Raw genomic sequence first — 26717 nt, forward strand, 5'->3', positions numbered from 1 at the left:
TTTTTTTATTTCTTCTTCTTTTTTGGCGTATTTAATAAAGGCACTGTATATTGATTATACAAATCGAACAAATATTCTATACGTGTGGTTTCGTTGGTAAAAGCTTGTGGTCTGTAACACAAATCTACTGCTTTGTCTAATTCGTTGTGCGCTTTTACCAAAGTTGGCGGCATGGTTAACGGATGATACAAATCTGCCAAACTACTTTCTGAAAAAGTTGCTCTTACATCTAATACTTTTTGTGCTTTTTCTTCAACTCTTTTCTTGTTTTTTTCTGATGGATTTTTTGGCCAAGGAAAGTTGTTGTAAACCATTTCATTAGAATAACGATAATCACTTTTTAATCTACCACAAGTATATTTTACCCAAGATATATGGATTTCTGATTGTAAAACACCAAACTCGTATAATGTAGCATTATCAATTGCAGAACAAGTATTATTTAAAATATAATCTGAATTAAAAAAACCCATTGGAATGTATTTTCTGTTTTCAGAAGAAGTTAATGGAATTAAAATAAATTTATTTTTTGGTTGCCTTAATTCTCCAAATAATGTTGGATATGCAGCTAGTTTTTGAGTTGCAGCACGAGAACTTTTTAAGCGTAAATTTTTAACATTGTCAACTCTTTTTTGTACTTCTTTTAAATTTCTTAATTCATTTGGTTTGATGTCTTTTAACCATAAACACCATTTCTTTTTTCCATTTAAAAATTCATAACCGCCAAGTAAAGGTTTTATAAAATTTACTGCATTTGGTTCTAAAGCTAGAAAATTATTTTTTTCATCATCAGTAAATAAAAAATTTCCACCATCATTTGGCATGCTTCCAAAAGAAATATTTGAAACATTACAAATTGGTTTTCTACGTTTAAGAATTACTAAATCATTTGCTTCAACCAAATATGGATTAATATTTTTTACTTTTTTTACATGAGGTTCTCCTTTAATATCATCATATTCAAAAAGAAATTTATCTTTTGTATCAAAATTTGCAAAACCAACAATTACACAATGTACCGCCGCTTTTCCTTTGGCTTCGTTTGTCCAATTAAAAGTTTGATGAGCAAAATGAATTTTAATATTGTAATTGTTTAATAATTCGTTCCACAAAATTCCTGTTTGTTCTCCTTGACTTATAGAGTTTGTAGATACAAAACCAACTTTTGTAGTAGTGTTTAAAACATATTGAGCAGCTTTATAATACCAAGCAGCAACATAATCTAAAACACCTGCACCTTTTACATTATTGAAAACCATTTTCATGTCTTCTTTTTGCTCTTTAGTCTGTAAAGATTTTCCGTAAAAAGGCGGATTTCCAATAATGTAATTTACTTTTCCAAAAGAATTGTTTTCCCATTTTGTGTCTTTTGCAGGTAAAATACCTTTTCTAATATTTATTTCTTTGGTATACACATTTAAAGTATCATAATGTGTAATAGGTTCATTTACCTGAAAAACATTCATTTTATTTGCAGAAACGTCTAGGTTTGAAGTCTGTGTTAATGTGTTCCAATCAATTTGTAAAGCATTTCCGTTTATAATTTTAGCTGCTTTTTTAAGAGGTAAGCGTGCAAAATACTGCCCAAATTCTTCAGAAACGCGCATATTCATTTGGTGGTCTATTAACCACATGGCAACTTCTGCAATTTTAGCAGCAAATTCGTCGTATTCTATTCCGTAAAACTGATCTACATCTAACCATAAAATAGACGAAACGTCTAAGACTTGTTCACCTTTTTTAAAGGTTTCTCTTAAAATATCAATTTCTAACAAACGCAATTCTCTGTACGTTATAATTAAGAAATTTCCGCTTCCACACGCAGGGTCTAAAAATTTAAGTGTAGATAATTTGTGATGAAACTCTTTTAACTTTTTTGAACTCGATTTTACTTTTTCAAATTCTGCTCTTAACTCATCTAAAAAAAGTGGTTTTATCAGTTTAAAAATATTTTTTTCTGACGTATAATGCGCACCTAAATTTCTTCTTTCTTCAGGATTCATTACACTTTGAAACAGCGAACCAAAAATTGCAGGACTTATTTTTCCCCAATCTAAACCAGAAGCTTCAAATAAAAGACTTCGCATTGTAGAGTTGAAAGTAGCAATAGGTAAAACTTCTTCAAATAACTTACCATTTACATACGGAAATTGGTTTAAATGCTCGTCTGTATATTTAAGTCGATTTTCTTTTGGCGTGTTTAATACTTGAAAAAATTGTGCTAATAAAGCTCCTAAATCGCTTCCGTCTTCATTAGTTTTTTGGTCTAAATATTCTTTAAATGTATCTTTTTCAAAAATACTGGTATCGTCTGCAAATAAGATAAAAAGCAAGCGCACCAAATACACTTCTAATTGGTGACCTTGATAACCAAGTTCTTCGAGTTGGTCGTGAAACGCGCCCATTAATTCGGCAGCTTTTATGTTTACAGGATCTTCTTCTTTAAAGGTTCTTTTTTGATAACCAGCAATAAAGCCAAAGAGTTTTACATTTTTGTATAATTCAGAAACATGGAACTCGTGTGCTGTGTTTTCATCTAAATCAAATAATTTGATTTTGTCAAAATCTGAAACTAAAATATATTTTGGCAGTTCGTGTTCTTTAATTCCTGGGAAATAATCAGTGGCTTGTTCAAAAGCTTTGTCTAAACTTCTTCCTTTAGATTTGTGTTCTACCAATAAAGTTCCTTTCCAAAAAAGATCTATAAAACCTTGATTTCCACTTAATTTTTTTACCGGCTCTTCAAAGGTTGCAACGCGTCTTCTAGAAATACCGAAGACATTAAAAAAGTCGTTCCAAAAGCTATCTTTTTCTGCACGTTCTTTTGTTTCTTCTGCCCATTCATTAGAAAACTTTAAGGCTCTGTCTTTTATTTCATTCCAGCTTAATGCCATTTTGTTGGTTCCTTTTTAAGTTTAGCAATTTTTATAAAAACCTTATTCAACCGGAATCTTAATCTCATACATTTTTCGAGATTTGTTATTCAGTTTGTTTTCTCGCAACCAAGGATTGTGTAGTTTTAATTCTTTGTAGTTGGTACCAAAATGTTTTGCAAAATTGGCAATGTTAGTAATTACTGTGTCTACTTTTACAATTCTAGTTTCTGGAAGTGTATATAAATCGTTTTCATCAAAGATAAAACCGTATGCTTTTGGGTTCGATAATACTTCTTTTAAAGCGATAATTCTAAACACATAACGTTCTGTTTCGTCTGGTAATAATACATCGTAATAACTCGTTACTTTTTGTGTTTCTAATCGTTTGGCAACTCCGTAGTTTCCTGCATTATACGCAGCTGCTGCCAAGGTCCAACTTCCTAAACGCTCTTTTGATTTTTTTAAATATTCTGCAGCAACTTTGGTAGATTTTTCAATATTATAACGTTCATCAACATTTCTGTTAATTTCCAATCCGTATTCTTTTCCTGTTGCCTTCATAAAATGCCACATTCCGGCTGCTCCAGCAGAAGAAGTTTCATCAATTAAAGCACTTTCTGCAACAGCTAAATATTTAAAATCGTCTGGTAAACCGTATTTTTTTAACAAAGGCTCTAAAATAGGAAAGTATTTATTGGCTCTTTTTAATAACAACAAACCATTAGATTGCCAATATGTATTTACTAGCAATTCTCTATCCATTCGTTCTCTAATATCCGGTTTTTCTAACGGAACTCTTTCTCCTGCTAAATTTAAATCTGGCGATAATTTTAAAGCTTTAATTTTATAAGTATCGCTGGTGTTTTTTTGAGGTTGAATTTTTGAAGTGTTTATCGCATTGATAAAAACAACAGTTAGAATTAAAATACTAAAAATTGATAAATATCTTGTCGGTTTTGTCATGGTAAAAAAATGTTTTTATAAAAGTATAAAAACTAGTACGCATTAACAAATTAAAGCCTGACTAATAGCGGAAGTTATTTTCTTAGCTTTTGTAATAATCATTACATGCGTTCCGTTTTCAATTTCTATACAATTGTTAATGTGTTTTATCGGGAAAACTTCATCTCTAGAACCATGAATATGCACTATGTTTTCTATAGGTTCAGATTGTTGCCAATGTAAAATAGTTACAATTGCCCAATGCAAATATTCTGCATTTCTAACAGACATGTATTTTTTATACGTTTGGAATTTCTTCTTCTGATAATCGCCCAAAAATAGATTTATATACGTATCTATATTTTCGATAAATTTAGCTGGAAATAGTTTGTAAACTTTTGTTTTTTCAACCAGTTTTAAACGCTTTGGGAGTTCTTGATTGCTTTTAATACTAGAAATAATAATGACTTTTTTTGTTGCAATGATTTTACTCATTTCTTGAACAAGTACGCCTCCAAAAGAAACACCAATTAATACGGGATTTTTATGAGAAATCTCATCACACATTCTTTGTGCATACGATGCTATGCTTTCGTCTCTAGAAAGCGGAATTTTCCACTCTAAAAAATGACATTCGAACAGTGTTTTATCTAACGTAAGATATTCATAAATCTTGCTGTTAGCAGCCATTCCGGGAACAAAATAAATATGAGTTTTAGACATCCTTTAATATAGTGATAAATACTGTGTGAAATTCAATTTTGTTTTCCTGTAAAAATAGGAATGATATTGCTTATAAATATCTAAACCAATGATGCTTTTTCTTTTACAAAATCAAATCGAACCAAACCGTCTTCATCGATTTCGGTTAAGATAATTTCGTGAATGGTATTTACCAATTCAGGATTCCAAGGCGATTTTACTTTTATGTAATTTTCTGTAAACCCGTTGATATAACCTTCTTTATTTTCGCTTTCAAACAATACTTTTGTTGTTTTTCCTAACTGACTTTCGTAAAAAGCTCTACGCTTTTTTACTGACAAACCTCGCAACATTTTACTGCGTTTTGCACGTACTTTTTTAGGAACAACTCCGTCTAAATGAACAGCTTCAGTATTTGGTCTTTCAGAATAGGTAAAAACGTGTAAGTATGAAATATCTAACTCGTTTAAATAGTTGTAAGTTTCTAAAAATAATTCATCCGTTTCTCCAGGAAAACCAACAATAACATCAACGCCAATACAAGCGTTTGGCATCACTTCTTTAATTTTTTCAACTCTATTTGTATAGGTTTGACGTAAATAACGTCGTTTCATTTTTTTTAACAATTCGTCGCTACCAGATTGCAACGGAATGTGAAAATGCGGAACAAAAGTATTGGATTTTGAAACAAAATCAATCGTTTCGTCTTTTAAAAGGTTTGGTTCTATGGATGAAATTCTCAATCGGTGAATTCCGTCTACTTTATCCAATTCTTTTACCAACTCTAAAAAAGTATGTTCGTGCTTTTTATTTCCGAATTCTCCTTTTCCGTAATCTCCAATATTTACTCCTGTTAACACGATTTCTTTGATGCCTTTTTCTGAAATTTCTTTGGCATTTTGCAAGACATTTTCTACCGTGTCAGATCTAGAAATTCCACGCGCAAGCGGAATCGTACAATAGGTACATTTATAATCGCAACCATCTTGCACTTTTAAAAATGCACGCGTTCTATCGCCAATTGAATATGCGCCAACATATGCATCAGCTTCTTCAATTTCGCAAGAATGTACTTCGCCAATATCATTTTTTGTTAAATCGTTGATGTAACTTGTAACATTAAATTTTTCTGTTGCGCCTAAGACCAAATCAACACCATCAACATTTGCTAATTCTTCTGGTTTTAGTTGCGCATAACATCCAACGCCAATAATAAAAGCTTCATCATTTTGCTTTAAAGCCGATTTTACAATCGATTTAAAACGCTTATCCGCATTATCTGTAACCGAACAAGTATTGATTACATAGATGTCAGCTTTTTTATCAAACTCAACTCTTTCAAAACCTTCATTTACAAAATTACGAGCAATTGTTGAGGTTTCAGAGAAATTTAATTTACAACCTAATGTATAAAAAGCTACTTTTTTATCTGCATTCATTCCTGTACATTTGAAAGATGCAAAAATACGATATTCTTTATGATTTTTGAAACAGAAAGATTAATAGTTAGAAAACTGATTTTAGAAGATTTAAAACCTTTTCATCAATTAGAAAGTAATCCATTAGTATTGCAATATGCAACTGGAGATGTGAAGAGTTTTGATAAAAACAAAGAGGAATTGAATGAATTAATTTCTAAATATAATGTGTCTAATAATGATTTTTGGATTTATGCAATTGAACGAAAAAGTGATGCCGTTTTTGTTGGAACCGTTGCATTAGTAAAAGACAATACAGATGATGAAATTGGATATCGTTTTTTAGAAAAATTTTGGAATAAAGGTTATGCAACAGAAATTTGTAAAGGTTTGATTTTGTATTGTAAAACTATCGGAATTAAAAAAATAATTGGTTATGTGGTTGATAAAAATATCGCTTCCATAAAGATTATTGAAAAACAAGGTTTTGTTGCGATAAAAAAACAAATTGCCGATGATTTGCAACTGCCAGAAACTAAATACGAATTATATTTATGATTGTAGATGATTTAGAACCGCCATATTACGCCGTTATATTTTCAACGATAATGACAGATAATCTTGAAGGTTATCAAGAAGCTGCTGAACGCATGGAAACATTAGCAAAACAACAACCTGGTTATTTGGGAATTGAATCTGCACGGAACAAAATCGGAATTACCGTTTCTTATTGGGAAAGTTTAGAAGCCATTACTCAATGGAAAAACAATGTAGAACATACCGAAGTTAGAAACTTAGGAAGAGAAAAATGGTATAAAAAATACCAACTAAGAATCTGTAAAGTAGAACGAGAATATGGTTTTGAAAGTTAAAACAAAACCTCTTTTATTTTTTCTTTCATTCTTTCTTTTACGTTGGTTGGAAATGGTTTGTCTCCAGATAAAATATCTACCATTAAATCACCAAAACGTTGTCCGTATTTTTTTAGCAATAACTTTCTTATTGGATTTTTTGTGTAAAAATATTTTGCCAAAAACACTCCTGAATGCAACTCTGGCAATAATTTAATATTCAGTTTTTCTGTATATAATTGATCTGCTTTTTCAGCGTTTAATTCACTTTTAATTAATGCTTCTGCCACATATTTTCCGCTTAAAATTGCGTTGGAAATTCCTTCTGCTGTAATTGGGTCTGCAAAACCAGCAGCATCTCCAATTAAGAAAACATTATTTTTAAAAAAACCATCTGTTCTAGGTGCAACCGGAATTTGAAATCCGTGTTGAGATTCAGAAATAATGGTTGTTATTCCTATTTTTTTCAAATATTTAGCATAATATTCTTTCAAATTAATTTTGCTACGTTTTGTGGTTAAAACGCCTAAGGATAAGTGATTTTTCTTCGGAAAACTCCATGCATAACCAGAAGGAACTGCATCAATATCAAAACGAACTTCTTTAGACAATCGCTCAAAATCTTTTTTTGGCACTTCTACTTCATATTCTAAAGCAGGAATCAATCTTCGAGTATCTTCTTTCCAACCAGCTAATTTGGCAGTTGTACTTAAAACACCATCAGCAGCAATTACAAATTTTGCAGAAACTTCTGAATGAGATGTTTTTAATACAATATTCTCAGTCTCAAAATTTAACCCTGTTAACTTATGGTTTTCTAATAATGTTACGCCTAATTCTTGTGCTTTTTTGATAATTAAATGATCAAAAGCATCACGCATAATCATAGAAATTATAGGTTTTTTTACTTTTTTTGACTTAAAATGTAATTTTGCACCGAAGTAAGTATCAACTTCAAAAAACTCTTTTTCAATTACTTCAGAAATATCAAAAGGCATATTTTTTCTACCTCTAAAAACAAAGCCGCCACCACAAGTTTTATAACGTGGTAATGTTTCCTTTTCTATAATTACTGTTGAAATTCCTTTTTTTGCTAAGTAAAATGCTGTTGATGCTCCAGAAGGTCCGCTTCCAATAATAGCAACGTCAAAATGTGTCATTTAAAATCAATTTATGCGAATATATAGAAACTTACCAATTAATTCTAGCAAGAATAGGAAAGTGATCTGAGTATTTTTTATCAAAGGTTGTAAATTTGTTAATTTCAAAATCTGCACTTGTTAAGATAAAGTCTATTCGCATAGGAAATGAATAGTCAAAGGTTTTTCCGAAGCCTTGACCGGCTTCTACAAACGCATCTTTTTTATCAGATTTAATTTTTCGATACACCCAAGAAAAAGCGGTGTTATTAAAATCTCCTAAAATTATTTTTTTACCTTTCCAGCTCTCTTCATGTGCTAAAAACTGCTCTGTTTGTATGGCTTGTTTTTTAAAAGTTGTTCTGAATCTTCCTAATAATTTCTGATTATTTTCTTCGCCAAAATATTCTTTATCTGTATTAATACTTAAAGATTCTAAATGAATATTATATACACGAACGGTGTCTTTATCTTTTAGAACATCAACATAAATAATATTGTTTCCACTGTCTTTAAAATCTAAAGAACCTGAATTAATAATTGGATATTTAGAATAAATTGCTTGTCCGAATTTATTGTTTTTAGATGTTGTTTTTATGAATTGATGCGGATAACTAAAACTAATTACTGGCGAAGCATAAAATTCTTGTAATGCTAAAATATCTGGATTTTCACTATTGATAAAATCAAATGTTTTTTGAGCTAAATTTTCATCTTTATTCCACTTATAAAAGTTAAACATTCTTACATTATAACTCATCACTTTTAAATCGTCCTCTTGCGTTTCATTATCGTTAGAAAACTTATAAAAAGGAGATGAAGTAAACCAGCCAATAAGCAAAACAAATGCAGATAAAATTAGTTGTTTTTTTAATTTTAGAAGCCAATAAATAAAAAATAGCAAGTTTATAATAAATAAAATTGGCACAAAAAGACTGATTACAGCAAATACTGAAAATGACTTTGGAGAAATATAAGGTAATAGGTAAGACAGCAATAATAATGTAGCGAATAAGGAATTCAGAAGAGAGAATAATCTGTCAAAAAAAGATTTTTTTTTCATCTATTATTTTCCTTGTTTAAATAAAAAATCTTTTTCTTCTTTTGACAACGTATCGTATCCAGATTTACTAATTTTATCTAAAATAATATTTATTTTTTGCTGCTTATAAGTTGTATTTGCTTGTTTTTTTGGAGCAGATTTTTTCGATTTGTAAACTGTTTTTAAAGGTTTCTTTTTTGAAATGAAAAAACCAACTATTTTACTCCAAACTTTTATTTCTGTATTACTAGCTTGGCTTACATAAATGAACCCGAATAACGCTCCGCCAATATGCGCCAATCTTCCGCCAGCATTTCCTGTGGGAATTTGAATAATATCTAACAGCACCCAAATTGCTGCCAAATGCCATAATTTTACAAAGCCTATTAACGGAATTTTAAATTGATAATTAGGAATATAAGTTGCCAATCCGATAAAAATTGCTGAAACTCCAGCCGAAGCACCAAGCAAAAAGCTATTAGAAACGTCGTTCGTAAAAGCAGGGAAGAAGTTATAACTTAATAGAAATACAATTCCGCCAAACAACGTTCCTAAAATGTAAAAGGAAATAAATTGTTTCGGCGTAAAATACTGGATAAATAAATTACCAATAAAATACATCGAAATTAAATTCATTAAAATGTGTAAAAAATCTACATGTACAAAACCATAAGTAATAATGGTCCATGGTTTGGTGATAAATCCGTCAAAAGTTGCCGGTAGAATAAACCAATTTACAATTATACTATTTGCTTTAAAAAGATAGCCTAAGGTATTGAATATAAAAAGCAACACAAAAACTGCAACATTGATTGAGATAAATTTCTCTACAATATTGGCGTATTTAAATTTGGTTTGTAATGTGTTTATAATATTCATTTTTTTGTCATTGCGAAGCAAATTTTAATTTGCTGTGGCAATCTTAATTTTGAGATTACTTCGTCATTCTTCCTCGTAATGACGATTAATTAATGCATTCTAAATTGATTCTTTTTCCAATACCAAGCAATTATAAATCCAATGATTGCACCTCCAATATGCGCAAAATGCGCAATATTTCCGATTGAATATTTTGTAACTCCAAAAAATAAATCTCCTAATAACATTAATGGAATAAAGTACTTTGCTGCAATTGGAACCGGGAAAAATATGATAGCTAATTTTGCATCAGGAAATGTCATCCCAAAGGCAACTAAAATTCCATAAACTGCTCCAGATGCTCCAACTGCTGGTGTGTGATACAAGCTATAAAACTCGCTCATTTCTTTATTGCTTAAAGTAATTAACGCATCATTGTATTTTCCAGTATCTAAAATGTTTTGTATATCTGCAATAGAAACTCCCATATTTATTAGTTGCTCATATACACCATTAAACTGGTAATAATTTACCAATGTATAAATAATTCCAGCTCCTAATCCGGCAGAAAAGTAGAAAAAGATAAATTTATTTTTTCCCCACATTTGTTCTAACGGTGTTCCGAATGCCCACAGAGCATACATGTTAAATGCAATGTGCATAAAACTTCCGTGCATAAACATATGAGAAACATATTGCCAAACTCCGAAGTTTTCATTTTTCGGAAAATACAAGGCAAGATATTGAGCGATGTCTAGTTTCATCAACTCCGGAATAGCAAAAAATATAACGTTAATTATAATTAAATGCTTTATTGCTTCTGTAATTCTACCCATTTTTATATTTTTTAATGACTATTAAAAATAGCATCAATCTCTTTTATTGTTAATGTTTTAAACGTAGCTTTTCCTGATGGAGCAGCAGATGGTTCTTTGCACGAAAATAAATCGTGCACCAAATTTTCTTGTTCTTTGGCGTTAAGTGTTGTTCCGGTTTTAATTGCCAATGATTTTGCAAATGATTTTGCCATCACATCAAAATGACTAAAACTAGATTCTGAAACTTCAATTTTCATGTCGTCTAACAATTGTTCTAAAATCAATGAAATTTGACTTTCAGTAATTGAAGTCGGAATTCCTTTTACTACAACAGCTTCATCAGAAATTGATTCAAATAAAAACCCGGTATTTTCTAAATCGGCTTTCATTGCGTCAATCATTTCGATATCGCTTTTAGAAAATGAAATGTGTACCGGAAATAATAATTGTTGACTCAAAGCTTCATTTACAGTAATGCTTTCTAAAAATTCTTCATATAAAACACGTTGATGCGCTAAATTCTGATGAATTAAAACCATTCCTGATTTGATAGAACTTAACAAATATTTTTTCTGAATCTGAAATGTTTTTCCAGTTTCTGTAGTTTCATCTTGATGAAAAAGGGCTTCTTGATTTGTGTTTTCACTAGTTTCAAATGGCGTATATAAACTTGCCCAATCTTGAGAACTTTTTTGGAAAGAAACATCTTTTGGATGCTGATTTTGTTGCTCTTTTTTAAACGGATTAAAATTTGGGTCAACCGTTATTTTTGGAGTAGAAGCGTTGGTTTTTGCTTTAAAATTATAAGGCGTATCTAATGTGCTATCTCTATTAAAATCTAAAACTGGCGCAACATTATATTGCCCTAAACTATGCTTTACAGTAGCTCTTAAAATGGCGTAAATATCTTTTTCATTCTCAAACTTAATTTCTGTTTTTGTTGGGTGAATATTGATATCAATACTACTTGTTGGTACGGTTAAATATAAAAAATACGATGGATGCGCACCTTTTTCTAGCAAACCATCAAAGGCATTTACAACAGCGTGATTTAAATATGAATTCTTTATAAAACGATCGTTTACAAAAAAGAACTGTTCACCTCTTTTTTTCTTTGCAAATTCTGGTTTTGCAACAAAACCTTGAACAGAAATTAAATCTGTTTTTTCATCAATCGGCACTAATTTTTCATTCATTTTTGCTCCAAAAATTGAAACAATTCTTTTTCTAAGATTACTTTCTTTCAGATTGTAAACTTCATTGCCATTATGATGCAATAAAAAAGCAATGGATGGATGCGCCAAAGCAACACGCTGAAATTCGTCTATAATATGACGCGTTTCTATGGCATCAGATTTTAAAAAGTTTCGTCTTGCAGGAATGTTAAAAAATAAATTTTTTACAGAAACACTGGTTCCTTTTGATGTAGAAATCACTTCTTGCGAAGTAATTTTACTGCCTTCAATTTTTATCTGAGTTCCTAATTGTTCTGCTTCTTCTTTTGTTTTTTGTTCTACATGTGCAACAGCTGCAATAGAAGCTAATGCTTCGCCACGAAAACCTTTTGTGTTGATATTAAACAAATCGTGTGCATCTTTTATTTTAGAAGTTGCATGACGTTCAAAAGACAAACGAGCATCTGTAGCACTCATTCCTTTTCCGTCATCAATAACTTGAATTAAGGTTTTACCAGCATCTTTAATTAATAAAGTGATAGAAGTTGCATCAGCATCGATTGCATTTTCTAACAATTCTTTTACAACAGAAGCAGGTCTTTGTACAACTTCTCCTGCGGCAATTTGGTTAGCAACATGATCTGGTAATAATTGAATAATATCTGACATCTATTTATTGTAAAAAGATAGATAGATCAAAATCGATAAAGAGTAAAAACAAGAACGTTAAAATAACAATAATTGTAACTAAGATTTTATTTACTCCTTTTCCTCTAGATTCTTTTAATTCATCCCAAGCAGTAACAAATTTTGTTTTTAAATTTTTGTTTTTCCCAGTTGTAGTTCTAAATTCATCAAACTTGTGCTTAATTTCATAAGGATTTCCTTCTCCTTTATAAAATCTAGGTTTGTATTCAAATTTTTTATTGGTGCGTTTTAGAAATCCCATAATTAATGTAAGTGAATTAAGATTATTGATTTTTTTATAACAAAAATCAAACCAACATAAGCTTATGAGTCAAATTTACAGAATAAAAAAGAAGTGGTCAAGGATTGTTAAAAAGTATCTTGTTAAAACTGTCTTAATGCTGCCATTTTTACCGCAGCTATAGCACACTCGATTCCTTTATTTCCGAATTTACCGCCAGATCTATCAATAGATTGCTGTTTTGTGTTGTCTGTAAGAACACAAAAAATAACAGGAGCATCGTATTTTATGTTTAAGTCAACAATTCCTTGTGTAACGCCTTCACAAACAAAATCGAAGTGTTTTGTTTCTCCTTGAATTACATTTCCGATTGCAATAATAGCATCTACTTTTTGTGATTCTATCATTTTTTTACAACCATATACCAATTCAAAACTACCAGGAACATCCCAAGAAATAATGTTGCTTTCTTCTGTGCCACAATCAATTAAAGTTTCGATAGCGCCTTTTTGAAGATTTCTTGTAATTTCTGGATTCCATTCAGAAACAACAATCCCAAATCGAAAAGGTTTCGCATTTGGGATTGTTGCTTTATCGTAATATGATAAATTAGTTGTAGCCATAAAGCTTAGTTTTTAGCAGCAAATTCTGCGCTACTTATATATTTATCTATTTCTCCAGCTTGATAAGAAGTTGGAAAATCAGCTTTTACTCTTTTAAATAAAGACAATGCTTGGTTGTAATCTTCTAAACTCATAGAAAGTTGACCTGCTTTAAATAAAAATAATGGTGTAGTATAATTGTTAACTTTTTTCGTTGCTTTTAAATAATAATCAACAGCATCTTTATATTGGTTAATGTCTGCAAAAGCATCACCAATTGCACCTAAAGCAACAGGTCCAATTCCTAAATCATCCGAAGAAAATTTAGATAAATGATCAACAGCTTTATCGTATTGTTTTAATTTTAAGTAAGAAAGTCCAGCATAATAATTTGCTAAATTTCCAGCAGATGTTCCGCTATAAGTATTTGCAATGTCAACAAAACCATATTTCCCGTCAGCTCCTTCTAATCCTAGGTTTAGTAAAGAATCTACACCAACAGAAACAGTGTTTGCTTCGTTAAAATATTTTCTTGGAAAAGATAATTCGTTTGCAGCTTCTTTTTCGGTAGGTTCTATTACATATTTACTGTAACCTAAATATCCTAAAATTACTACAGCAACTAACACTAAACCATAAAATAATGGTTTGCTGTTTTTTTCTATCCATTTCTCAGATCTTGATGCAGTTTCGTCTAAAGTATTAAATACTTCTGCAGTTGTACTTTGTTCTTGAGCTTGCGCTCTATTGTCTTTTGGTTTTGATCCTCTTTTCTTGTATGTTGCCATGTTCGCTAAAAAATTAGTAGGCGCAAAAATAGTTTATTTTATTGGATTTTAAAAACAGATAATTCGCTAAATTTTCAATAATTTGCGATTTCTTACTTTTGATAATAGTTATACATGTATTTACAAAAAATTTCTTTAGTCAATTTTAAAAATATTTCTTCTCAAACATTTGATTTTCAGGAGAAAATAAACTGCTTTGTAGGTAATAATGGTATTGGTAAAACCAATGTTTTAGACGCTATTTATTATTTGTCTTTTGCAAAAAGTTACTTTAATTCGGTTGCTTTGCAGAATATTAGACACGGAGAAGATTTTTTTATGATAGAAGGCAACTATATTTTAGGAGAAAGAGACGAAAAAATTGTGTGTAGTTTAAAAAAAGGACAGAAAAAAGTATTGAAAAGAAATGGCAAAGCCTACGAAAAATTTTCTGAACATATTGGACAATTGCCGTTGGTAATTATTTCGCCTGCAGATAGAGATTTAATTGTTGAAGGAAGTGAAACCAGAAGAAAGTTTATAGACGGAGTTATTTCTCAGCAAGACAAAGAATATTTACAAAGTTTAATTCAGTATAATAAAGTTGTAAGTCAGCGAAATGCGTTGTTAAAATATTTTGCCGCAAATAGAACTTTTGATGCGTTGAATTTAAGAATTTACGACGAACAGCTCATTTCTTTCGGAACCATTATCTACAACAAACGTAAAAAGTTTTTAGACAGTTTTGTGCCAATTTTTAATGAGAAGTATCAAATTATTTCTGAAGATAAAGAAACCGTAAATTTGGTTTACAAGAGTCAGTTAGAAATTCTATCTTTTGAAAAACTATTAACACAAAGCTTAGAAAAAGATAAAATTTTACAGTATACTTCAGTTGGAATTCATAAAGACGATTTAAGTTTTGAAATTGGTGGTTACCCTATTAAGAAATTTGGTTCTCAAGGTCAGCAAAAATCGTATTTAATTGCGTTAAAGTTGGCGCAATTTCAGTTTATAAAAGAACAAGCTTCTGTAGTTCCTATTTTGTTATTAGATGATGTTTTTGATAAATTAGACGAACATAGAGTTTCACAGATTATTAAACTGGTAAATAAGGATGAGTTTGGTCAGATTTTTATCACAGATACACACGCAGAAAGAACAGAAGAAGTAATTAAAAAAAGTAATAAACCGTATCAGATGTTTAAGTTGTAAGTTTGAAAAAGGTACAAAGATGCAAAGTTTAAGAGGTAGAAAGTAACCTGTTTATAAGTAATGAGATTGCCACAGTTTTTTATTAAAAACTTCGCAATGACTAAAAATAAAATCATGTCAAAAAGAGAAAACGATGCTTTTTCGGTAAAAGATTTAATGGGTTCTTTTATAAAAGAAAACAACCTTTCTAAAGGAATGCAAAAACTAAAAATAGAAGAAGTTTGGGCAAAACTAATGGGACAAGGCGTTGTTTCTTATACAGAAAAAGTGCAGTTGCAAAACAAAACCTTGGTAATTTCTTTGTCGTCTTCTGTTTTGCGTGAAGAGTTGAGTTACGGAAAAGAAAAAATTATCAAACTAATGAATGAAGAAATGGGCGAAGAGTTGATTTCTAAAATCTTATTGGTGTAGTTATCAATTATCAATTATCAGTTATCAGTTTTCAGTTTTCAGTTCTCAGTTATCAGTTGTCAGTGAACAATTTCAATGAATATATAGCTGACTGCCTGAGCGGAGTCGAAGGCTCTTTTATTAGTAAAAATTTAAAACAAAAAAACTCGCTGCAATTGCAGCGAGTTTTTATAGTTAAGCGTTTTATTAGGATCTACTCCTTAAAACATTTCTCTTCCTGCGAAGTGAAAAGCTCCTTCAATAGCAGCGTTTTCATCAGAATCAGAACCATGTACAGCATTTTCTCCAATAGAAGTTGCATATAATTTTCTGATTGTTCCTTCTGCAGCTTCAGCTGGATTTGTAGCACCAATTAAAGCTCTAAAATCTTCAACTGCGTTGTCCTTTTCTAAGATCGCGGCAACAATTGGTCCGCGAGTCATAAATTCTACTAACTCACCAAAAAATGGACGCTCGTTATGAACTGCGTAAAATGCTTCTGCATCTCTTTTTGTCATTTGAGTTAATTTCATTGCAACAATTCTAAATCCTGCCGCGTTAATTTTTTCTAAGATTGCTCCGATGTGTCCGTTTTCAACTCCATCAGGCTTAATCATTGTAAATGTTCTATTTGTTGCCATCTCTATTTTTAAAAATTTTGTGCAAAAATACTCTTTTATCTGTTAATTACAAGTTAATTATAACTTTGAATATATTCTTGCTGTAATATATTGTCTTTACCGCGCATTTGCATGGTAATTTTATTTGCTTTAAAATCAAATTTCAAGATTCCGAAACTTAATTCTGGAACTACTTTTCCAATTCTGTCTGGATTTTCTTCACCTTTAAAACCAGTATAAGAATGTGTTAATCCGCTTGATGTAAAATCTACTAAAAGATATTCTAAGCCTTCAATTTTTGTTCCAGAAAATTCAGAAATATGCCTATCTCCTGATAAAATTAAAACGCCTTTTGCATTTGAAGATTGAATAATACTTTTCATTTTATCTACTTCGTGCGGAAAAGTTCCCCAAGATTCAAAGCCGTGTTTGTAAGATAAAAACTGAACACTACTTACAATTACATTAAAATCTGCTTTTGAATTTGATAATTCGTTTTGAAACCATTTCCATTGTTGTTCTCCTAACATTGTTCCTTCTCCATATTTGTTAGGTTGATATCTTTTAGTTTTATCCTCAGAAATGGTTAATCCGCTTCTAAAATAGCGTGTGTCTAAAACGATTACTTTGATACTTCCTTGTTTTGTTTTATAGGTTTTTGTGTGATAAACTCCTTCTTGTTTTCTTCTGGCATCCTCTTTAGGAACTTTTAAAAAATCTAAAAATTCTTGTTGGCTTTCTTTCTTTTTATAGAACTCAACTCCGCCGTCATTTAAACCATAATCATGATCATCCCAAGTTGCTAAAACATCCACAGAATTGATAAATTCTTTGTATCCTTTTTGATTCCATTGCATTTTGTAATCTGCTCTTAATTTTGGCATACTATCAGTGTCAGAATACACATTATCTCCGCCCCAAATCCAAACTTTAGGATTATTTTTAGCAATTTCTTGCCATAAAATGTTTTCTACATATTGTTTGTTACAAGAGCCAAAAGAAATGATAAACTCTTCATTTTTAGTGTTGCAACTAAATACAAAAAACAGCGTTAGTAAGTAGATGATTTTTTTCATTTTTTTACAATTGATTTAACACAAATGTAAGATTTAATTGTTTAGCAAATTTAGGATTATATCGTATATTCGCAACTTATGGAGAAAGGACAATTAAATAAATTACAATCGTTTTTATCAACCAAAAAAAATATTGTAATTGTACCACATAGAAACCCTGACGGAGATGCAATGGGTTCAACTTTGGCGTTATGTCAATACTTTAATTCTAAGAAACATTCTGCAACAGTTGTTGCACCAAATGAATATCCAGATTTTTTACGTTGGTTGCCAGGAAGTGAGGATGTGATTTTATTTGACAAGCAAAATAAACAAGCAAAAAGAGCAATTGATACTTCTGATATTATTTTTTTACTAGATTTTAATGCGTTGCATAGAGTTGGAGACAACATGGCAAAAACGTTAGAAACTTATAAAAATGATTTTGCAATGATAGATCATCATCAACAACCAGACGATGTTGCTACTTATTTATATTCTGATACTTCGATTTGTTCTACAGCGCAAATGGTATATCATTTTTTTGATATGTTAAAAGATACCGATGCAATTACAAAAGATATTGCAACGTGTTTATATACAGGAATAATGACTGATACTGGTTCGTTTCGTTTTAGATCTACAACTAGTGAAACGCATAGAATTGTTGCGAAATTAATTGAAAAAGGAGCAGAGAACGATAAGATTCACAGCAATGTGTACGATTCTAATTCGTACAATAGATTATTGTTATTAGGACAAGCTTTAACAAACTTAAAAATATTTCCTGAATATAAAACAGCTTTTATTACGCTTTCTGAAAAAGAAAAGAAGAAATTTAATTATAAAAAAGGCGATACAGAAGGAGTTGTAAATTATGCACTTTCTTTAGATGATATTGTTTTTGCAGCAATTTTTATTGAAGATGAAGAGCAAAAAATAATTAAAATATCTTTCCGTTCTAAAGGTAAGTTTTCTGTAAATCAGTTTGCAAGAAATTATTTTAATGGTGGCGGACACGATAATGCTGCTGGAGGAAAATCAGATTTATCGCTTAAAAAAACTGTTGAATATTTTACATCATTATTACCAAACTATAAGAATCAATTACAGAACTCTTATGAAGCATAATGCAATTTTATTTTTAGGTTTGTTAGTACTTTTTTCTTGTAAAGAACAAGAAGCAAGAAGACCCGTTGTGCAAAAAACAACCACCATATTATCTGAGACTTTAGAACAAAAGAAAAAGTTAATTGCACAGGAAAATAACGTGATAGAAAACTATATTTCACAAGATTCTACCAAACAATATAATGTAGCAACAAATGGTTTTTGGTATTCTTACATCACTAAAAAAGAAAGAGATACACAAACTCCTAAAATTGGTGATGTTGTAGAAATATCTTACGATATAACAGATTTATACGACAATGTTTTTTATACAAAAGAAGAATTAGGAATTAAAAATTACAAAATAGACAAAGAAGATTTTATTCCTGGATTGCAAGAAGGAATAAAGTTGATGAAAATAGGAGAAACCATTACTTTTGTCATTCCGTCTTACAGAGCTTTTGGCTTGGTTGGCGATGAAAATAAAATAGGAATCAATCAAACAATAAAAAGTACAGTAACATTAATATCAATCAAACAAAATTAAAAAATGAAAATTTTTAAATTATTAGTATTTGCATTATTAAGTTTATCAATAGTTTCTTGTAAAAACAACTACAATACAAAAAAATTAGATTCAAAAATAGATTCTGTTAGCTATGCTTTAGGAGTTGACTTGGCAGTAAAATTAAAAGCCAACTTTGGAAAATTAGATTCAGATTTGTTTATACAAGGATATTTAAACGCAATAGATTCTTCTGGCTTATTATTAAAACCTCAAGATTTAACTATTATTAATGCGTTCGCACAACAAAGAAGAATCGAAGAAATTAATAGACAACAACTAGAATCTAAAGCTTTAGTTGAGAAAAAATTTGCAGAAGTTAAAAGGTTAGGAGAAGAGTTTTTAGCCTATAATAAAAACCAAAAAGGAATTATTACCACAAAGAGTGGTTTGCAATATAAAATTCTAAAAGAAGGTAAAGGAGAGAAGCCAATTGCAACTTCAACTGTAAAAGTCCATTATACTGGCAAACTAATAAATGGAACCGTTTTTGAAAGCTCTAGAAGTAATAGAAATCCTTCAGAATTTAAAGTTAATGGCGTTATAAAAGGCTGGACAGAAGGGTTACAATTAATGAAAGAAGGCGCACAATATCGTTTCTTTATTCCGCAAGAATTGGCTTATGGCTCAACGTATAAAAGCAAATTAATTCGACCTTTTACCGCATTGGTGTTTGACTTAGAATTGATAGAAATCGTAAAAACTAAATAAACATTATGAAATTTTTTAAATTATTTTTTGTAGTTGCAATTTTACTTGTAGCTGCTTGTAAACCAGCAAAATATCCAGACCTAAAAGATGGTTTGTATGCAGATATTGAAACTAATAAAGGAGATATTGTACTTAAATTATATCAAGAAGATGTACCATTAGCAGTTTCTAACTTCGTTTCTTTAGCAGAAGGAGAAAACACAAGTGTTTCAGATTCATTAAAAGGAAAAAAATATTACGACGGATTATTATTTCATAGAGTTTTAAAAGATTTTATGATTCAAGGTGGTGATCCTTTAGCAAACGGAACTGGTGGTCCAGGTTATGTTTTTGAAGATGAATTTCCAAGAGATTCTATTGGAAGTCTTAAATACAAACACGATGCAGCTGGAGTTTTATCAATGGCAAATGGTGGTCCAGGATTAAACGGAAGTCAGTTTTTTATTACACATAAAGAAACGCCTTGGTTAGACGGAATTCATTCTGTTTTTGGAAAAGTAGAAAAAGGACAAGATATAGTGAATTTAATTGAAGTAAAAGATACAATTAAAAAAGTAACTATTATTAGAGTTGGTAGCAAAGCAAAAGGATTTGATGCAGCAAAGGTGTTTGAAACAGAAATGAAAAACTCTGTAGCTGCAAAACAAAAAAGAATTGAAGATGCTCAAAAAGCAGAAGTTGCTAGATATAATAAATTCTTAAAAGACAAAGTAGTTTATCAAAAAGCACAAGGATTTGATAAAGCAACAGAAACTGAATCTGGATTACGCATTTTAACACTTAAAAAAGGCAAAGGAAAAAAGTTTTCTGCAACAACACCAACAACAATGCATTATAATATGATGTTAGCAGACGGAACACCAATTCAAAGTACGTTTGATAAAGATCCATTTACTTTTACATTAAGTCAACAACCAATGATTCCAGGTGTTAATGAAGCAATAGAAAACATGAGACAAGGTGATAAAGCTCGTTTGTTTATTCCGTATAACTTAGGTTACGGCGAAAGAGCTTATGGACCTTTTCCTGCAAAATCTGATTTAATTTTTGAATTAGAAATTTTAAAAGTAGGAAAGTAAAACATGTTTGATATCTTAATTCAAAAAGACAAAGAATTACTAATCTATTTAAATAGTTTAGGAAGCGAACAATGGGATCCATTTTGGTTGTTTATTACAAATCAATTCAATTGGGCTCCGTTGTTTTTGCTAATTATCTTTTTGATTTTTAAGAAATTTGGTTGGAAAAAAGGCGGATTTATTTTCTTTTTTGTCATTGTTTTAATTGCATTTTCTGATCAATTTACAAACTTAATTCGTGTTACTTTTGAACGCTTAAGACCTAACAACGATACCAGTATAAATGATGTGCTAAGAACGTTGATAACTCCACAGAGTTATAGCTTTACGTCTGGACATGCAACTACATCAATGACATTTTCTGTGTTTGTCTATTTCTTGTTTAAAGAAAGTTATAAGTACATAAAATACATATTTATATTTCCAATTTTCTTTGCGTATAGCAGATTGTATTTAGGAGTTCATTTTCCGATAGATATTTTAACTGGCGCAACAATCGGAACAATTATAGGTTTTTCTGCATTTAAATTGCAGCACTTTTTAGTAAAGAAAATATTTACTGCTTAGTTTTCTTGTTGTTATAATACAAGTACTTTGTAGCATTGTAATAACCTCTTAAAAGACTATCCATTTGTTTGGTAACATTTGGATGGTCTTTTTTAATATCCGTTAAATCGTCTCCATTAAAATCATACAAATTTGCTGTGTTTGAAACGGTTGTTAACGTATAGTAATAATCATTTTGTAGTAAGCTAATTGCTGGTTCGCCATTAATTGCTTGATATAAAAAAGCAAAATCTGTTGCTTGTACAGAATCTAACGCATTAGAACCTAAGGTGTAATTTGTATAATTGATGTTTGCTAAACTCGCAGCAGTTGGTAAAACATCTACCAATTTTGTAAACTTTGGATATATTTTAGCTGCTATAAATTTTGGAGCGTGAATAAAAAACGGAACGTGATGTACAACGGTTCCTAAAGCGGATTCTTTCTTTGCTAAAAAATCAACCGGATTCATCGCTGTATTATGATCTCCAAAAAACAAGAAAATAGTATTATCATAATAACCTGCTTCTTTTGCGCGTTTTAAAAATATATCCACATTAAAATCTAAATATCGCAATGCGTTGATTTGTGCGACAGATTTAAAACCAGATTTTTCTAACAATTCTTTACTGATTTCATCTTTTGCTAAAGGTCTATAACTTCCTTTTTGATCAGGAACTGTAAACGGCATGTGATTGGTTGCTGTTTGTATGTACGCAATAAATGGTTTGTTTTGTTGATGTAATTTTTGCAATTCTTTGTCAGATTCTTTAAACAATTCGTAATCGTCAATTCCCCAAACATCTGCTCGGTTTTCTTCTTGATAACTGCCTTCTTCAAAGATTTTTAAATCTGTAATATTCGATTGAAAAATTCCGCGAATATTTGCCCAATTGGCGCTACCGCCTAAAAAATATAATTTTTCGTAATCATCAAACTGATCAAAAATAATACGTTGGTCAATCACCATCGGATTTCTTGAAGCCGTTTCTACATTATCTACATCTGGCAAACCAGTAATACTTGCAAAAACACTTCCAGCAGTTCCTGCTTTGTGCACATAAAAATTGGTAAAATTAGCACTGTGTTTTAAGATGCCATCCATCTTCGGAGTTGTATTAATCGGATTGCCATAATAACTCATTGGCGCTGCTCCTAAAGATTCTAACATTACAATTACTACGTTTGGTTTTTTGGTGATAGAATCGTTTTTTAAAACCCTTCTTTGAAAGTTTAAACTGTCTTTTGGTAAGTGCAATTGTTTGGCAACTGAAGGATAATATTTTTTTGTTTTTTCGAGGTCAAAACCATCACTTCTAAAAGCAAAACTGTCGTAGAAATATAAAATAGGATTCAACGCAAACTGATTTACCGATTGATTTTTAGAAAAGAACGCCTGACTCCAACGCAACGGATAATGCGTAAAACTGTTGTAAATAAAGAATGCCAACACAAAAAACGGAATCACAATAAAAATTGCTTTTTTCTTTTTAGAAATTGGAGTAGTAGCAACAGCAAATTTTTTATAAATAAACGAGTTGAGTTTATAAATTATAATTCCTAAAATAAGCAAACCAAACAAGCCTTTATATACAGGATAACTTTCAAACAATACTTGTGTAGAAATATCAAGATTGCTTAAAAAACGTAACGAAGCAGCATCTAAACGAATGTTTAAATAATCGTAATAGCCAAAATCTACCAAGTAAAATAATGTGAGTACCAAATAGAAAACGGTAAAATAAATGGTGCTAATCTTTTTATAAACACGGTGTTTAAAAAAACGTTGATTTACAATAAATAATAAAATTGCAATAGGAAAAACAACTATGGTTGCTAACTTGATATCAAAACGAATACCCAAACCAAAAGCTTGTTGTATTTCTGACGTTGAAACCGAATTTAATTGTGTAAAAAAGAAATAGAAGACCAACCGAAACAACAATGCAAACACCGCAATAGAAAAGAGTTGTACAAAAAGGTATTTTATATAAGTAGGTATTCTTTGTTGCATCTTGTTTTTTAGAAAAGCAAAGATATTGAATTAGCAAATACAAACCGAACAGAAAATTAGTGGGTTATTTAGACGTAAACTAAAAAAATGTGGTCAATTTTGTATGATGATGCGTATTAATATATTATAAAATATTACCCCAATTTTAAAATGATGGTAAACTCTTTAATCCTAAAGGTAGGGTTGTTATAATCCAAATGCTTCTTCTAACGCTTTTTTATTATGTTTTCTTAGTAACTCATTGTGATCAGATTTATGATACAAATTATAAAGATTTTTTTGTAATTCTCTTTTTTTTAAAACCAAATTATTATATTCTTTTCTTTTAGACCTATTTCTAGATAGTTGGCTTTTACTATATTTTCTTTCAAGATATTTAATTTTAATTTCTGTTTTAATAAGTTGTTTTGCTTGCCCTTTTTTGTCATTATATTTTACAACTAAAAAGAGGTTTCCAGGAACAACTTTACCTGGATTTTTAAAAATTAGTTTTGCAAGCTTATTATAATCAATATTTGATTGACTTTGAATATTAATTGAAAATGAAATGAACATTAGTAGTCCAAATGTTTTTAAAATTCTCATCTTTTGTTGTTTAATTTTTTTAAAAATAATAAAAATATTTATAATTGTGATTGTTTTTAAGTAATTAAATAACATAAAAGATTCTATATTACAATAAAATTATGTCTACTAAAAATAAGCTTAGAAACAAGTTAAACTATTGCATTGTACAGAGTTGTGTTTTTGGTTATTAATACCTAAAAAAATTATTACTACCAGAATAGTTTACTTGATTGTTGATGTTTTCTAAATAACTAATTACGGTTTCTGCATCGGTTTTTGTGCTTACAATTTTAGAAGCAGGAAAATACGTATCGTACACTGCAGGAATATAATCGTTTACTCCAACAGTTAAAGTAGTCGAATCCGCAATAATAGCACCGTTTAAATCTCTTACAACAATATCAGCATTCACTTTTTCTAACGTAATACCAGCATAATACAAACCGGTTCCAGAACCTTTTAAAAAGGCTTTAATTTCTGCAACAGTCATAGAATACGTTACAGCTGGATTGTTAAATGGCAGTATTTGAAAAATCTCTTTTTTTGTGATATCGCCTTGATCTAAATTTGCACGAACTCCGCCAGTATTTTGAAACGCAACATCAACGCCCATTTGCAATCGTAAAGCATCCGCAGTAAAATCACCAACTTGTGCTCTTGCGTGGTTAACTTGAGAAAATCCAATTACTTCTTTAAAAAACGGATTGTCATTGTACGTGTCTATACTATTTTTAATAGCAGCATCTTCTTGTGTAACTGCATTTAAATCTATCAATTCAAAATCTATTGTTTGCACTTTTCTATCACGAATTGTCAACTCAATTTTACCAATATAATTTAAATTGTTTCCTGCTTGAAAAACAGGAATTTCATTGATAACTGTATTAATTTTTCCGTTTGAATGCCCGCCAATAATTAAATCAAAAATCGGGAATTGTTGTGCTAGTTGAAAATCGCCTAAAGAATTATTTTTTGTATGTCCGATATGTGTTAAGGCGATAAATAAATCAGCATTTTCTTGGCTTTTTACATTTTCATAATTGCGAACAACATCTTCAGGATTTTGAAAAGTTAAGTTCTTAACGCGCCAAGGATGCGTAGAAGGAATGATGTCATTTTCTTTTCCGTCGGTCTCTACCAAACCTAAAAAACTCACTTTTATTCCGTCTACAGATATTGATGTATATGCTGGTGGTTGCGGAATCACAGAAGCGCTGGTTTCTACATTTGCACAAACCCATTTAAAATTGGCTTGTTGCATTCTGTTTCTTAAATTGGCTTCTCCATAATCAAATTCGTGATTTCCAATCACAGAAATATCATAACCAACTTGGTTCATTAAATCGATAATTGGAAACCCTTTTTGAGGATAATTATCTACAATGGGATTTCCAGAAAAAATATCTCCAGAATTAGTTAAAATCACATTGGTTTTTTTCTTTTCTTCATCTACCAGATATTTTACTTTAGCAAAATTGTCTATTTTTCCATGAATATCATTGGTAATAAAAATGGTTAAATTTTTATCTGTTATTTCAGCAGGAAGTGAAGAAGGTCCGTTAGAACAACTGATGAGAACAAGAAGGAAACTAAGAAATAAAAAATGTCTTTTCATATGTGTTTGTATGGTAAAAATCTAAATTTACTTATTCTTATTTACGATTGATTATTTATTACTTCTTTAGAAAATGCTTTGTTTTTTCCTCGTAAAGTTCTACGTTGGTATTTGTCTTTTTTAATCAATAATAATTCGCCGTATTTCCCTTTTTTAAACTAGAATCTACTCCAAAAATTTTATGATCAAATAATTGTACAACTTCTTTATTAGAACAATGACCAACAATAATATGTTTAGCGTCTAGAGAATGTAAAATATCATTAATTTCTGTGTCTTTTAAATTGTCATAAAAATAACCTCTGTACCAAATTAAACTTTTTGTACTATAATAGGTTTTATAAAAATCGGTAGATTTCATTTCGTTTTTACTTCTATCAATTGAAGTTCTCATTGTGTTATTGATTGTGTGGATTGTTTCACTAGAAAAATTTGTTTTTGTTATAAAATCTTTCGAAACTCCACCATGAACAAAATAATCTTTATTTATTTTTATAATAGTTGCTTTAGAACGAAGCCATCTTCCTAAAACAGTATTTTTTCCGTACAACTCATCATAACTAACATTTAGTAATTTAGAAACTTCGTTGTATTTTTTATGGATGTATCTTAAATCGTTATGTAACACCATATATTCATGATTTCCTAATAAAAAATGAACACGACCGCCTTTCTTTATTGCTTGTTGCTCAAGTTTGTACATTAACAATAAGGTTTCATGCACTTTTGGACCGCGATCAAAAATATCTCCAGCAATTACTAAATGACCTTTACCAAATTTCCAATTAAGGTTTTTATCAATTACTTTATTATTTTTTAGAAGTGTAATAGCTAAATCATATTGACCATGAATATCGCTTAATGCAGCAATTTTACTAATGTTTTTATAAGTTGAAGTTTCTGGAGTAAACGTGGTTTTATAAGCACTTAAAGGAAGATTTTTAGTAAAAACTTCGCCATTAATTATTTTTTTTTGTACTAATTTATCTTGTTCTATAAAAATAAAAGGACCATCGTTTAATGTAGAAATATTATATTGATTTTTTTCTTGACTAAAAGCAATCGTTATCGAAAATATAAATAGAAGTGTAATTTTTTTAAACATTATCTAG

At 30.1% G+C, this 26717-nt stretch carries 27 protein-coding genes; 9 read left to right on the plus strand and 18 right to left on the minus strand.

The window, feature by feature from the left end; translation table 11 throughout:
• Window positions 1-5 precede the first annotated feature (5 nt).
• The 4 genes from ABDX67_RS12570 to mtaB all read right to left on the minus strand — a co-directional run bounded on the left by ABDX67_RS12570 (window position 6) and on the right by mtaB (window position 5959).
• The gene (locus ABDX67_RS12570) at window positions 6-2894 is read right to left on the minus strand and encodes a class I SAM-dependent DNA methyltransferase (RefSeq protein ID WP_347175386.1); all 2889 of its coding nucleotides are present in this window, start codon (window positions 2892-2894) and stop codon (window positions 6-8) included.
• 42 nt (window positions 2895-2936) lie between these two features.
• Complete coding sequence (locus ABDX67_RS12575) at window positions 2937-3839, minus strand: lytic transglycosylase domain-containing protein (protein ID WP_347175387.1); 903 nt, start codon at window positions 3837-3839, stop codon at window positions 2937-2939.
• Window positions 3840-3881: 42 nt separating this feature from the next.
• Window positions 3882-4541 (minus strand): alpha/beta hydrolase family protein, encoded by a 660-nt coding sequence (locus tag ABDX67_RS12580; RefSeq protein WP_347175388.1) that lies wholly within the window; start codon window positions 4539-4541, stop codon window positions 3882-3884.
• An 80-nt stretch (window positions 4542-4621) separates the two neighbouring features.
• Window positions 4622-5959 carry a tRNA (N(6)-L-threonylcarbamoyladenosine(37)-C(2))-methylthiotransferase MtaB gene (mtaB, locus tag ABDX67_RS12585; RefSeq protein ID WP_347175389.1) on the minus strand — a complete coding sequence of 446 codons (1338 nt, stop codon included), beginning with the start codon at window positions 5957-5959 and terminating at the stop codon, window positions 4622-4624.
• A 39-nt stretch (window positions 5960-5998) separates the two neighbouring features.
• On the opposite strand from mtaB, the gene ABDX67_RS12590 reads away from it, so the two are divergent.
• Both ABDX67_RS12590 and ABDX67_RS12595 read left to right on the plus strand, forming a co-directional pair.
• A complete protein-coding gene (locus ABDX67_RS12590) occupies window positions 5999-6496 on the plus strand; it encodes a GNAT family N-acetyltransferase (RefSeq protein WP_347175390.1) in 498 nt (165 codons plus the stop codon).
• Window positions 6493-6810: an antibiotic biosynthesis monooxygenase family protein gene (locus tag ABDX67_RS12595; protein ID WP_347175391.1), complete on the plus strand. Its 318-nt coding sequence runs from the start codon at window positions 6493-6495 to the stop codon at window positions 6808-6810. Before ABDX67_RS12590 ends, ABDX67_RS12595 begins: the two co-directional genes overlap by 4 nt.
• On the opposite strand, the gene ABDX67_RS12600 is transcribed toward ABDX67_RS12595, so the two are convergent.
• The 8 genes from ABDX67_RS12600 to ABDX67_RS12635 form a co-directional block, all read right to left on the minus strand.
• Window positions 6807-7949 carry a geranylgeranyl reductase family protein gene (locus tag ABDX67_RS12600; protein WP_347175392.1) on the minus strand — a complete coding sequence of 381 codons (1143 nt, stop codon included), beginning with the start codon at window positions 7947-7949 and terminating at the stop codon, window positions 6807-6809. The genes ABDX67_RS12595 and ABDX67_RS12600 overlap by 4 nt on opposite strands.
• Window positions 7950-7980: 31 nt before the next feature.
• On the minus strand, window positions 7981-8991 hold the full coding sequence (locus ABDX67_RS12605) for an endonuclease/exonuclease/phosphatase family protein (RefSeq protein ID WP_347175393.1): 1011 nt from the start codon (window positions 8989-8991) through the stop codon (window positions 7981-7983).
• Between the two features lie 3 nt (window positions 8992-8994).
• A complete protein-coding gene (locus tag ABDX67_RS12610; protein WP_347175394.1) occupies window positions 8995-9849 on the minus strand; it encodes a rhomboid family intramembrane serine protease in 855 nt (284 codons plus the stop codon).
• Window positions 9850-9938: 89 nt separating this feature from the next.
• On the minus strand, window positions 9939-10664 hold the full coding sequence (locus ABDX67_RS12615; RefSeq protein ID WP_347175395.1) for a rhomboid family intramembrane serine protease: 726 nt from the start codon (window positions 10662-10664) through the stop codon (window positions 9939-9941).
• An 11-nt stretch (window positions 10665-10675) separates the two neighbouring features.
• Window positions 10676-12490 carry a DNA mismatch repair endonuclease MutL gene (gene mutL / locus ABDX67_RS12620; RefSeq protein ID WP_347175396.1) on the minus strand — a complete coding sequence of 605 codons (1815 nt, stop codon included), beginning with the start codon at window positions 12488-12490 and terminating at the stop codon, window positions 10676-10678.
• A 4-nt stretch (window positions 12491-12494) separates the two neighbouring features.
• Complete coding sequence (locus ABDX67_RS12625) at window positions 12495-12770, minus strand: riboflavin synthase subunit beta (protein ID WP_347175397.1); 276 nt, start codon at window positions 12768-12770, stop codon at window positions 12495-12497.
• 122 nt (window positions 12771-12892) lie between these two features.
• Window positions 12893-13372 carry a 6,7-dimethyl-8-ribityllumazine synthase gene (gene ribH, locus ABDX67_RS12630; RefSeq protein ID WP_347175398.1) on the minus strand — a complete coding sequence of 160 codons (480 nt, stop codon included), beginning with the start codon at window positions 13370-13372 and terminating at the stop codon, window positions 12893-12895.
• A gap of 5 nt (window positions 13373-13377) precedes the next feature.
• Window positions 13378-14139 (minus strand): tetratricopeptide repeat protein, encoded by a 762-nt coding sequence (locus tag ABDX67_RS12635; protein ID WP_347175399.1) that lies wholly within the window; start codon window positions 14137-14139, stop codon window positions 13378-13380.
• A gap of 114 nt (window positions 14140-14253) precedes the next feature.
• Between ABDX67_RS12635 and recF the strand changes: the two genes are divergently transcribed.
• Window positions 14254-15333 (plus strand): DNA replication/repair protein RecF, encoded by a 1080-nt coding sequence (gene recF / locus ABDX67_RS12640; protein ID WP_347175400.1) that lies wholly within the window; start codon window positions 14254-14256, stop codon window positions 15331-15333.
• A gap of 114 nt (window positions 15334-15447) precedes the next feature.
• Entirely contained in the window at window positions 15448-15744 is a 297-nt protein-coding gene (locus tag ABDX67_RS12645; protein WP_347175401.1) for a DciA family protein, read from the plus strand.
• A 200-nt stretch (window positions 15745-15944) separates the two neighbouring features.
• Here ABDX67_RS12645 and ABDX67_RS12650 read toward each other — a convergent pair whose 3' ends face one another.
• Both ABDX67_RS12650 and ABDX67_RS12655 read right to left on the minus strand, forming a co-directional pair.
• Complete coding sequence (locus ABDX67_RS12650) at window positions 15945-16364, minus strand: nucleoside-diphosphate kinase (RefSeq protein ID WP_347175402.1); 420 nt, start codon at window positions 16362-16364, stop codon at window positions 15945-15947.
• Between the two features lie 53 nt (window positions 16365-16417).
• On the minus strand, window positions 16418-17419 hold the full coding sequence (locus ABDX67_RS12655; RefSeq protein ID WP_347175403.1) for an alkaline phosphatase D family protein: 1002 nt from the start codon (window positions 17417-17419) through the stop codon (window positions 16418-16420).
• 78 nt (window positions 17420-17497) lie between these two features.
• Between ABDX67_RS12655 and ABDX67_RS12660 the strand changes: the two genes are divergently transcribed.
• From ABDX67_RS12660 to ABDX67_RS12680, 5 genes are read left to right on the plus strand one after another with little or no spacing between them, the layout of a single operon-like run.
• Window positions 17498-18529 (plus strand): DHH family phosphoesterase, encoded by a 1032-nt coding sequence (locus ABDX67_RS12660; RefSeq protein ID WP_347175404.1) that lies wholly within the window; start codon window positions 17498-17500, stop codon window positions 18527-18529.
• A complete protein-coding gene (gene gldI, locus ABDX67_RS12665; protein WP_347175405.1) occupies window positions 18519-19055 on the plus strand; it encodes a gliding motility-associated peptidyl-prolyl isomerase GldI in 537 nt (178 codons plus the stop codon). Before ABDX67_RS12660 ends, gldI begins: the two co-directional genes overlap by 11 nt.
• 3 nt (window positions 19056-19058) lie before the next feature.
• Window positions 19059-19784, plus strand: a complete 726-nt coding sequence (bamJ, locus tag ABDX67_RS12670) for a BamJ family beta-barrel-assembly machinery protein (protein WP_347175406.1) — start codon at window positions 19059-19061, stop codon at window positions 19782-19784.
• A 5-nt stretch (window positions 19785-19789) separates the two neighbouring features.
• Window positions 19790-20863: a peptidylprolyl isomerase gene (locus ABDX67_RS12675; RefSeq protein WP_347175407.1), complete on the plus strand. Its 1074-nt coding sequence runs from the start codon at window positions 19790-19792 to the stop codon at window positions 20861-20863.
• Between the two features lie 3 nt (window positions 20864-20866).
• The gene (locus tag ABDX67_RS12680; protein WP_347175408.1) at window positions 20867-21430 is read left to right on the plus strand and encodes a phosphatase PAP2 family protein; all 564 of its coding nucleotides are present in this window, start codon (window positions 20867-20869) and stop codon (window positions 21428-21430) included.
• Here ABDX67_RS12680 and ABDX67_RS12685 read toward each other — a convergent pair.
• The 4 genes from ABDX67_RS12685 to ABDX67_RS12700 form a co-directional block, all read right to left on the minus strand.
• A complete protein-coding gene (locus ABDX67_RS12685; protein ID WP_347175409.1) occupies window positions 21420-23423 on the minus strand; it encodes an LTA synthase family protein in 2004 nt (667 codons plus the stop codon). The genes ABDX67_RS12680 and ABDX67_RS12685 overlap by 11 nt on opposite strands.
• Window positions 23424-23609: 186 nt before the next feature.
• Entirely contained in the window at window positions 23610-24008 is a 399-nt protein-coding gene (locus ABDX67_RS12690) for a hypothetical protein (protein ID WP_347175410.1), read from the minus strand.
• Between the two features lie 169 nt (window positions 24009-24177).
• Window positions 24178-25605, minus strand: a complete 1428-nt coding sequence (locus tag ABDX67_RS12695; protein ID WP_347175411.1) for a bifunctional metallophosphatase/5'-nucleotidase — start codon at window positions 25603-25605, stop codon at window positions 24178-24180.
• A gap of 124 nt (window positions 25606-25729) precedes the next feature.
• Window positions 25730-26710 (minus strand): metallophosphoesterase, encoded by a 981-nt coding sequence (locus ABDX67_RS12700; RefSeq protein ID WP_347175412.1) that lies wholly within the window; start codon window positions 26708-26710, stop codon window positions 25730-25732.
• Between the last annotated feature and the right edge of the window lie 7 nt (window positions 26711-26717).

Origin of the sequence: Polaribacter uvawellassae, assembly GCF_039748955.1 — a bacterium.
Lineage (GTDB): Bacteria > Bacteroidota > Bacteroidia > Flavobacteriales > Flavobacteriaceae > Polaribacter > Polaribacter uvawellassae.

Bases quoted from the DNA above. Each gene is read 5' to 3' on its own strand.
- ABDX67_RS12695 (WP_347175411.1), bottom strand. From the start codon at position 25,605: ATGAAAAGACATTTTTTATTTCTTAGTTTCCTTCTTGTTCTCATCAGT.
- bamJ (WP_347175406.1), top strand. From the start codon at position 19,059: ATGAAAATTTTTAAATTATTAGTATTTGCATTATTAAGTTTATCAATA.
- ABDX67_RS12700 (WP_347175412.1), bottom strand. From the start codon at position 26,710: ATGTTTAAAAAAATTACACTTCTATTTATATTTTCGATAACGATTGCT.
- ABDX67_RS12595 (WP_347175391.1), top strand. From the start codon at position 6,493: ATGATTGTAGATGATTTAGAACCGCCATATTACGCCGTTATATTTTCA.
- ABDX67_RS12610 (WP_347175394.1), bottom strand. From the start codon at position 9,849: ATGAATATTATAAACACATTACAAACCAAATTTAAATACGCCAATATT.
- ABDX67_RS12605 (WP_347175393.1), bottom strand. From the start codon at position 8,991: ATGAAAAAAAAATCTTTTTTTGACAGATTATTCTCTCTTCTGAATTCC.
- ABDX67_RS12650 (WP_347175402.1), bottom strand. From the start codon at position 16,364: ATGGCAACAAATAGAACATTTACAATGATTAAGCCTGATGGAGTTGAA.
- ABDX67_RS12590 (WP_347175390.1), top strand. From the start codon at position 5,999: ATGATTTTTGAAACAGAAAGATTAATAGTTAGAAAACTGATTTTAGAA.
- ABDX67_RS12675 (WP_347175407.1), top strand. From the start codon at position 19,790: ATGAAATTTTTTAAATTATTTTTTGTAGTTGCAATTTTACTTGTAGCT.
- ABDX67_RS12680 (WP_347175408.1), top strand. From the start codon at position 20,867: ATGTTTGATATCTTAATTCAAAAAGACAAAGAATTACTAATCTATTTA.
- ribH (WP_347175398.1), bottom strand. From the start codon at position 13,372: ATGGCTACAACTAATTTATCATATTACGATAAAGCAACAATCCCAAAT.
- ABDX67_RS12690 (WP_347175410.1), bottom strand. From the start codon at position 24,008: ATGAGAATTTTAAAAACATTTGGACTACTAATGTTCATTTCATTTTCA.
- ABDX67_RS12580 (WP_347175388.1), bottom strand. From the start codon at position 4,541: ATGTCTAAAACTCATATTTATTTTGTTCCCGGAATGGCTGCTAACAGC.
- recF (WP_347175400.1), top strand. From the start codon at position 14,254: ATGTATTTACAAAAAATTTCTTTAGTCAATTTTAAAAATATTTCTTCT.
- ABDX67_RS12600 (WP_347175392.1), bottom strand. From the start codon at position 7,949: ATGACACATTTTGACGTTGCTATTATTGGAAGCGGACCTTCTGGAGCA.
- ABDX67_RS12615 (WP_347175395.1), bottom strand. From the start codon at position 10,664: ATGGGTAGAATTACAGAAGCAATAAAGCATTTAATTATAATTAACGTT.
- ABDX67_RS12570 (WP_347175386.1), bottom strand. From the start codon at position 2,894: ATGGCATTAAGCTGGAATGAAATAAAAGACAGAGCCTTAAAGTTTTCT.
- ABDX67_RS12655 (WP_347175403.1), bottom strand. From the start codon at position 17,419: ATGAAAAAAATCATCTACTTACTAACGCTGTTTTTTGTATTTAGTTGC.
- ABDX67_RS12645 (WP_347175401.1), top strand. From the start codon at position 15,448: ATGTCAAAAAGAGAAAACGATGCTTTTTCGGTAAAAGATTTAATGGGT.
- ABDX67_RS12625 (WP_347175397.1), bottom strand. From the start codon at position 12,770: ATGGGATTTCTAAAACGCACCAATAAAAAATTTGAATACAAACCTAGA.
- ABDX67_RS12575 (WP_347175387.1), bottom strand. From the start codon at position 3,839: ATGACAAAACCGACAAGATATTTATCAATTTTTAGTATTTTAATTCTA.
- mtaB (WP_347175389.1), bottom strand. From the start codon at position 5,959: ATGAATGCAGATAAAAAAGTAGCTTTTTATACATTAGGTTGTAAATTA.
- ABDX67_RS12635 (WP_347175399.1), bottom strand. From the start codon at position 14,139: ATGGCAACATACAAGAAAAGAGGATCAAAACCAAAAGACAATAGAGCG.
- ABDX67_RS12685 (WP_347175409.1), bottom strand. From the start codon at position 23,423: ATGCAACAAAGAATACCTACTTATATAAAATACCTTTTTGTACAACTC.
- mutL (WP_347175396.1), bottom strand. From the start codon at position 12,490: ATGTCAGATATTATTCAATTATTACCAGATCATGTTGCTAACCAAATT.
- ABDX67_RS12660 (WP_347175404.1), top strand. From the start codon at position 17,498: ATGGAGAAAGGACAATTAAATAAATTACAATCGTTTTTATCAACCAAA.
- gldI (WP_347175405.1), top strand. From the start codon at position 18,519: ATGAAGCATAATGCAATTTTATTTTTAGGTTTGTTAGTACTTTTTTCT.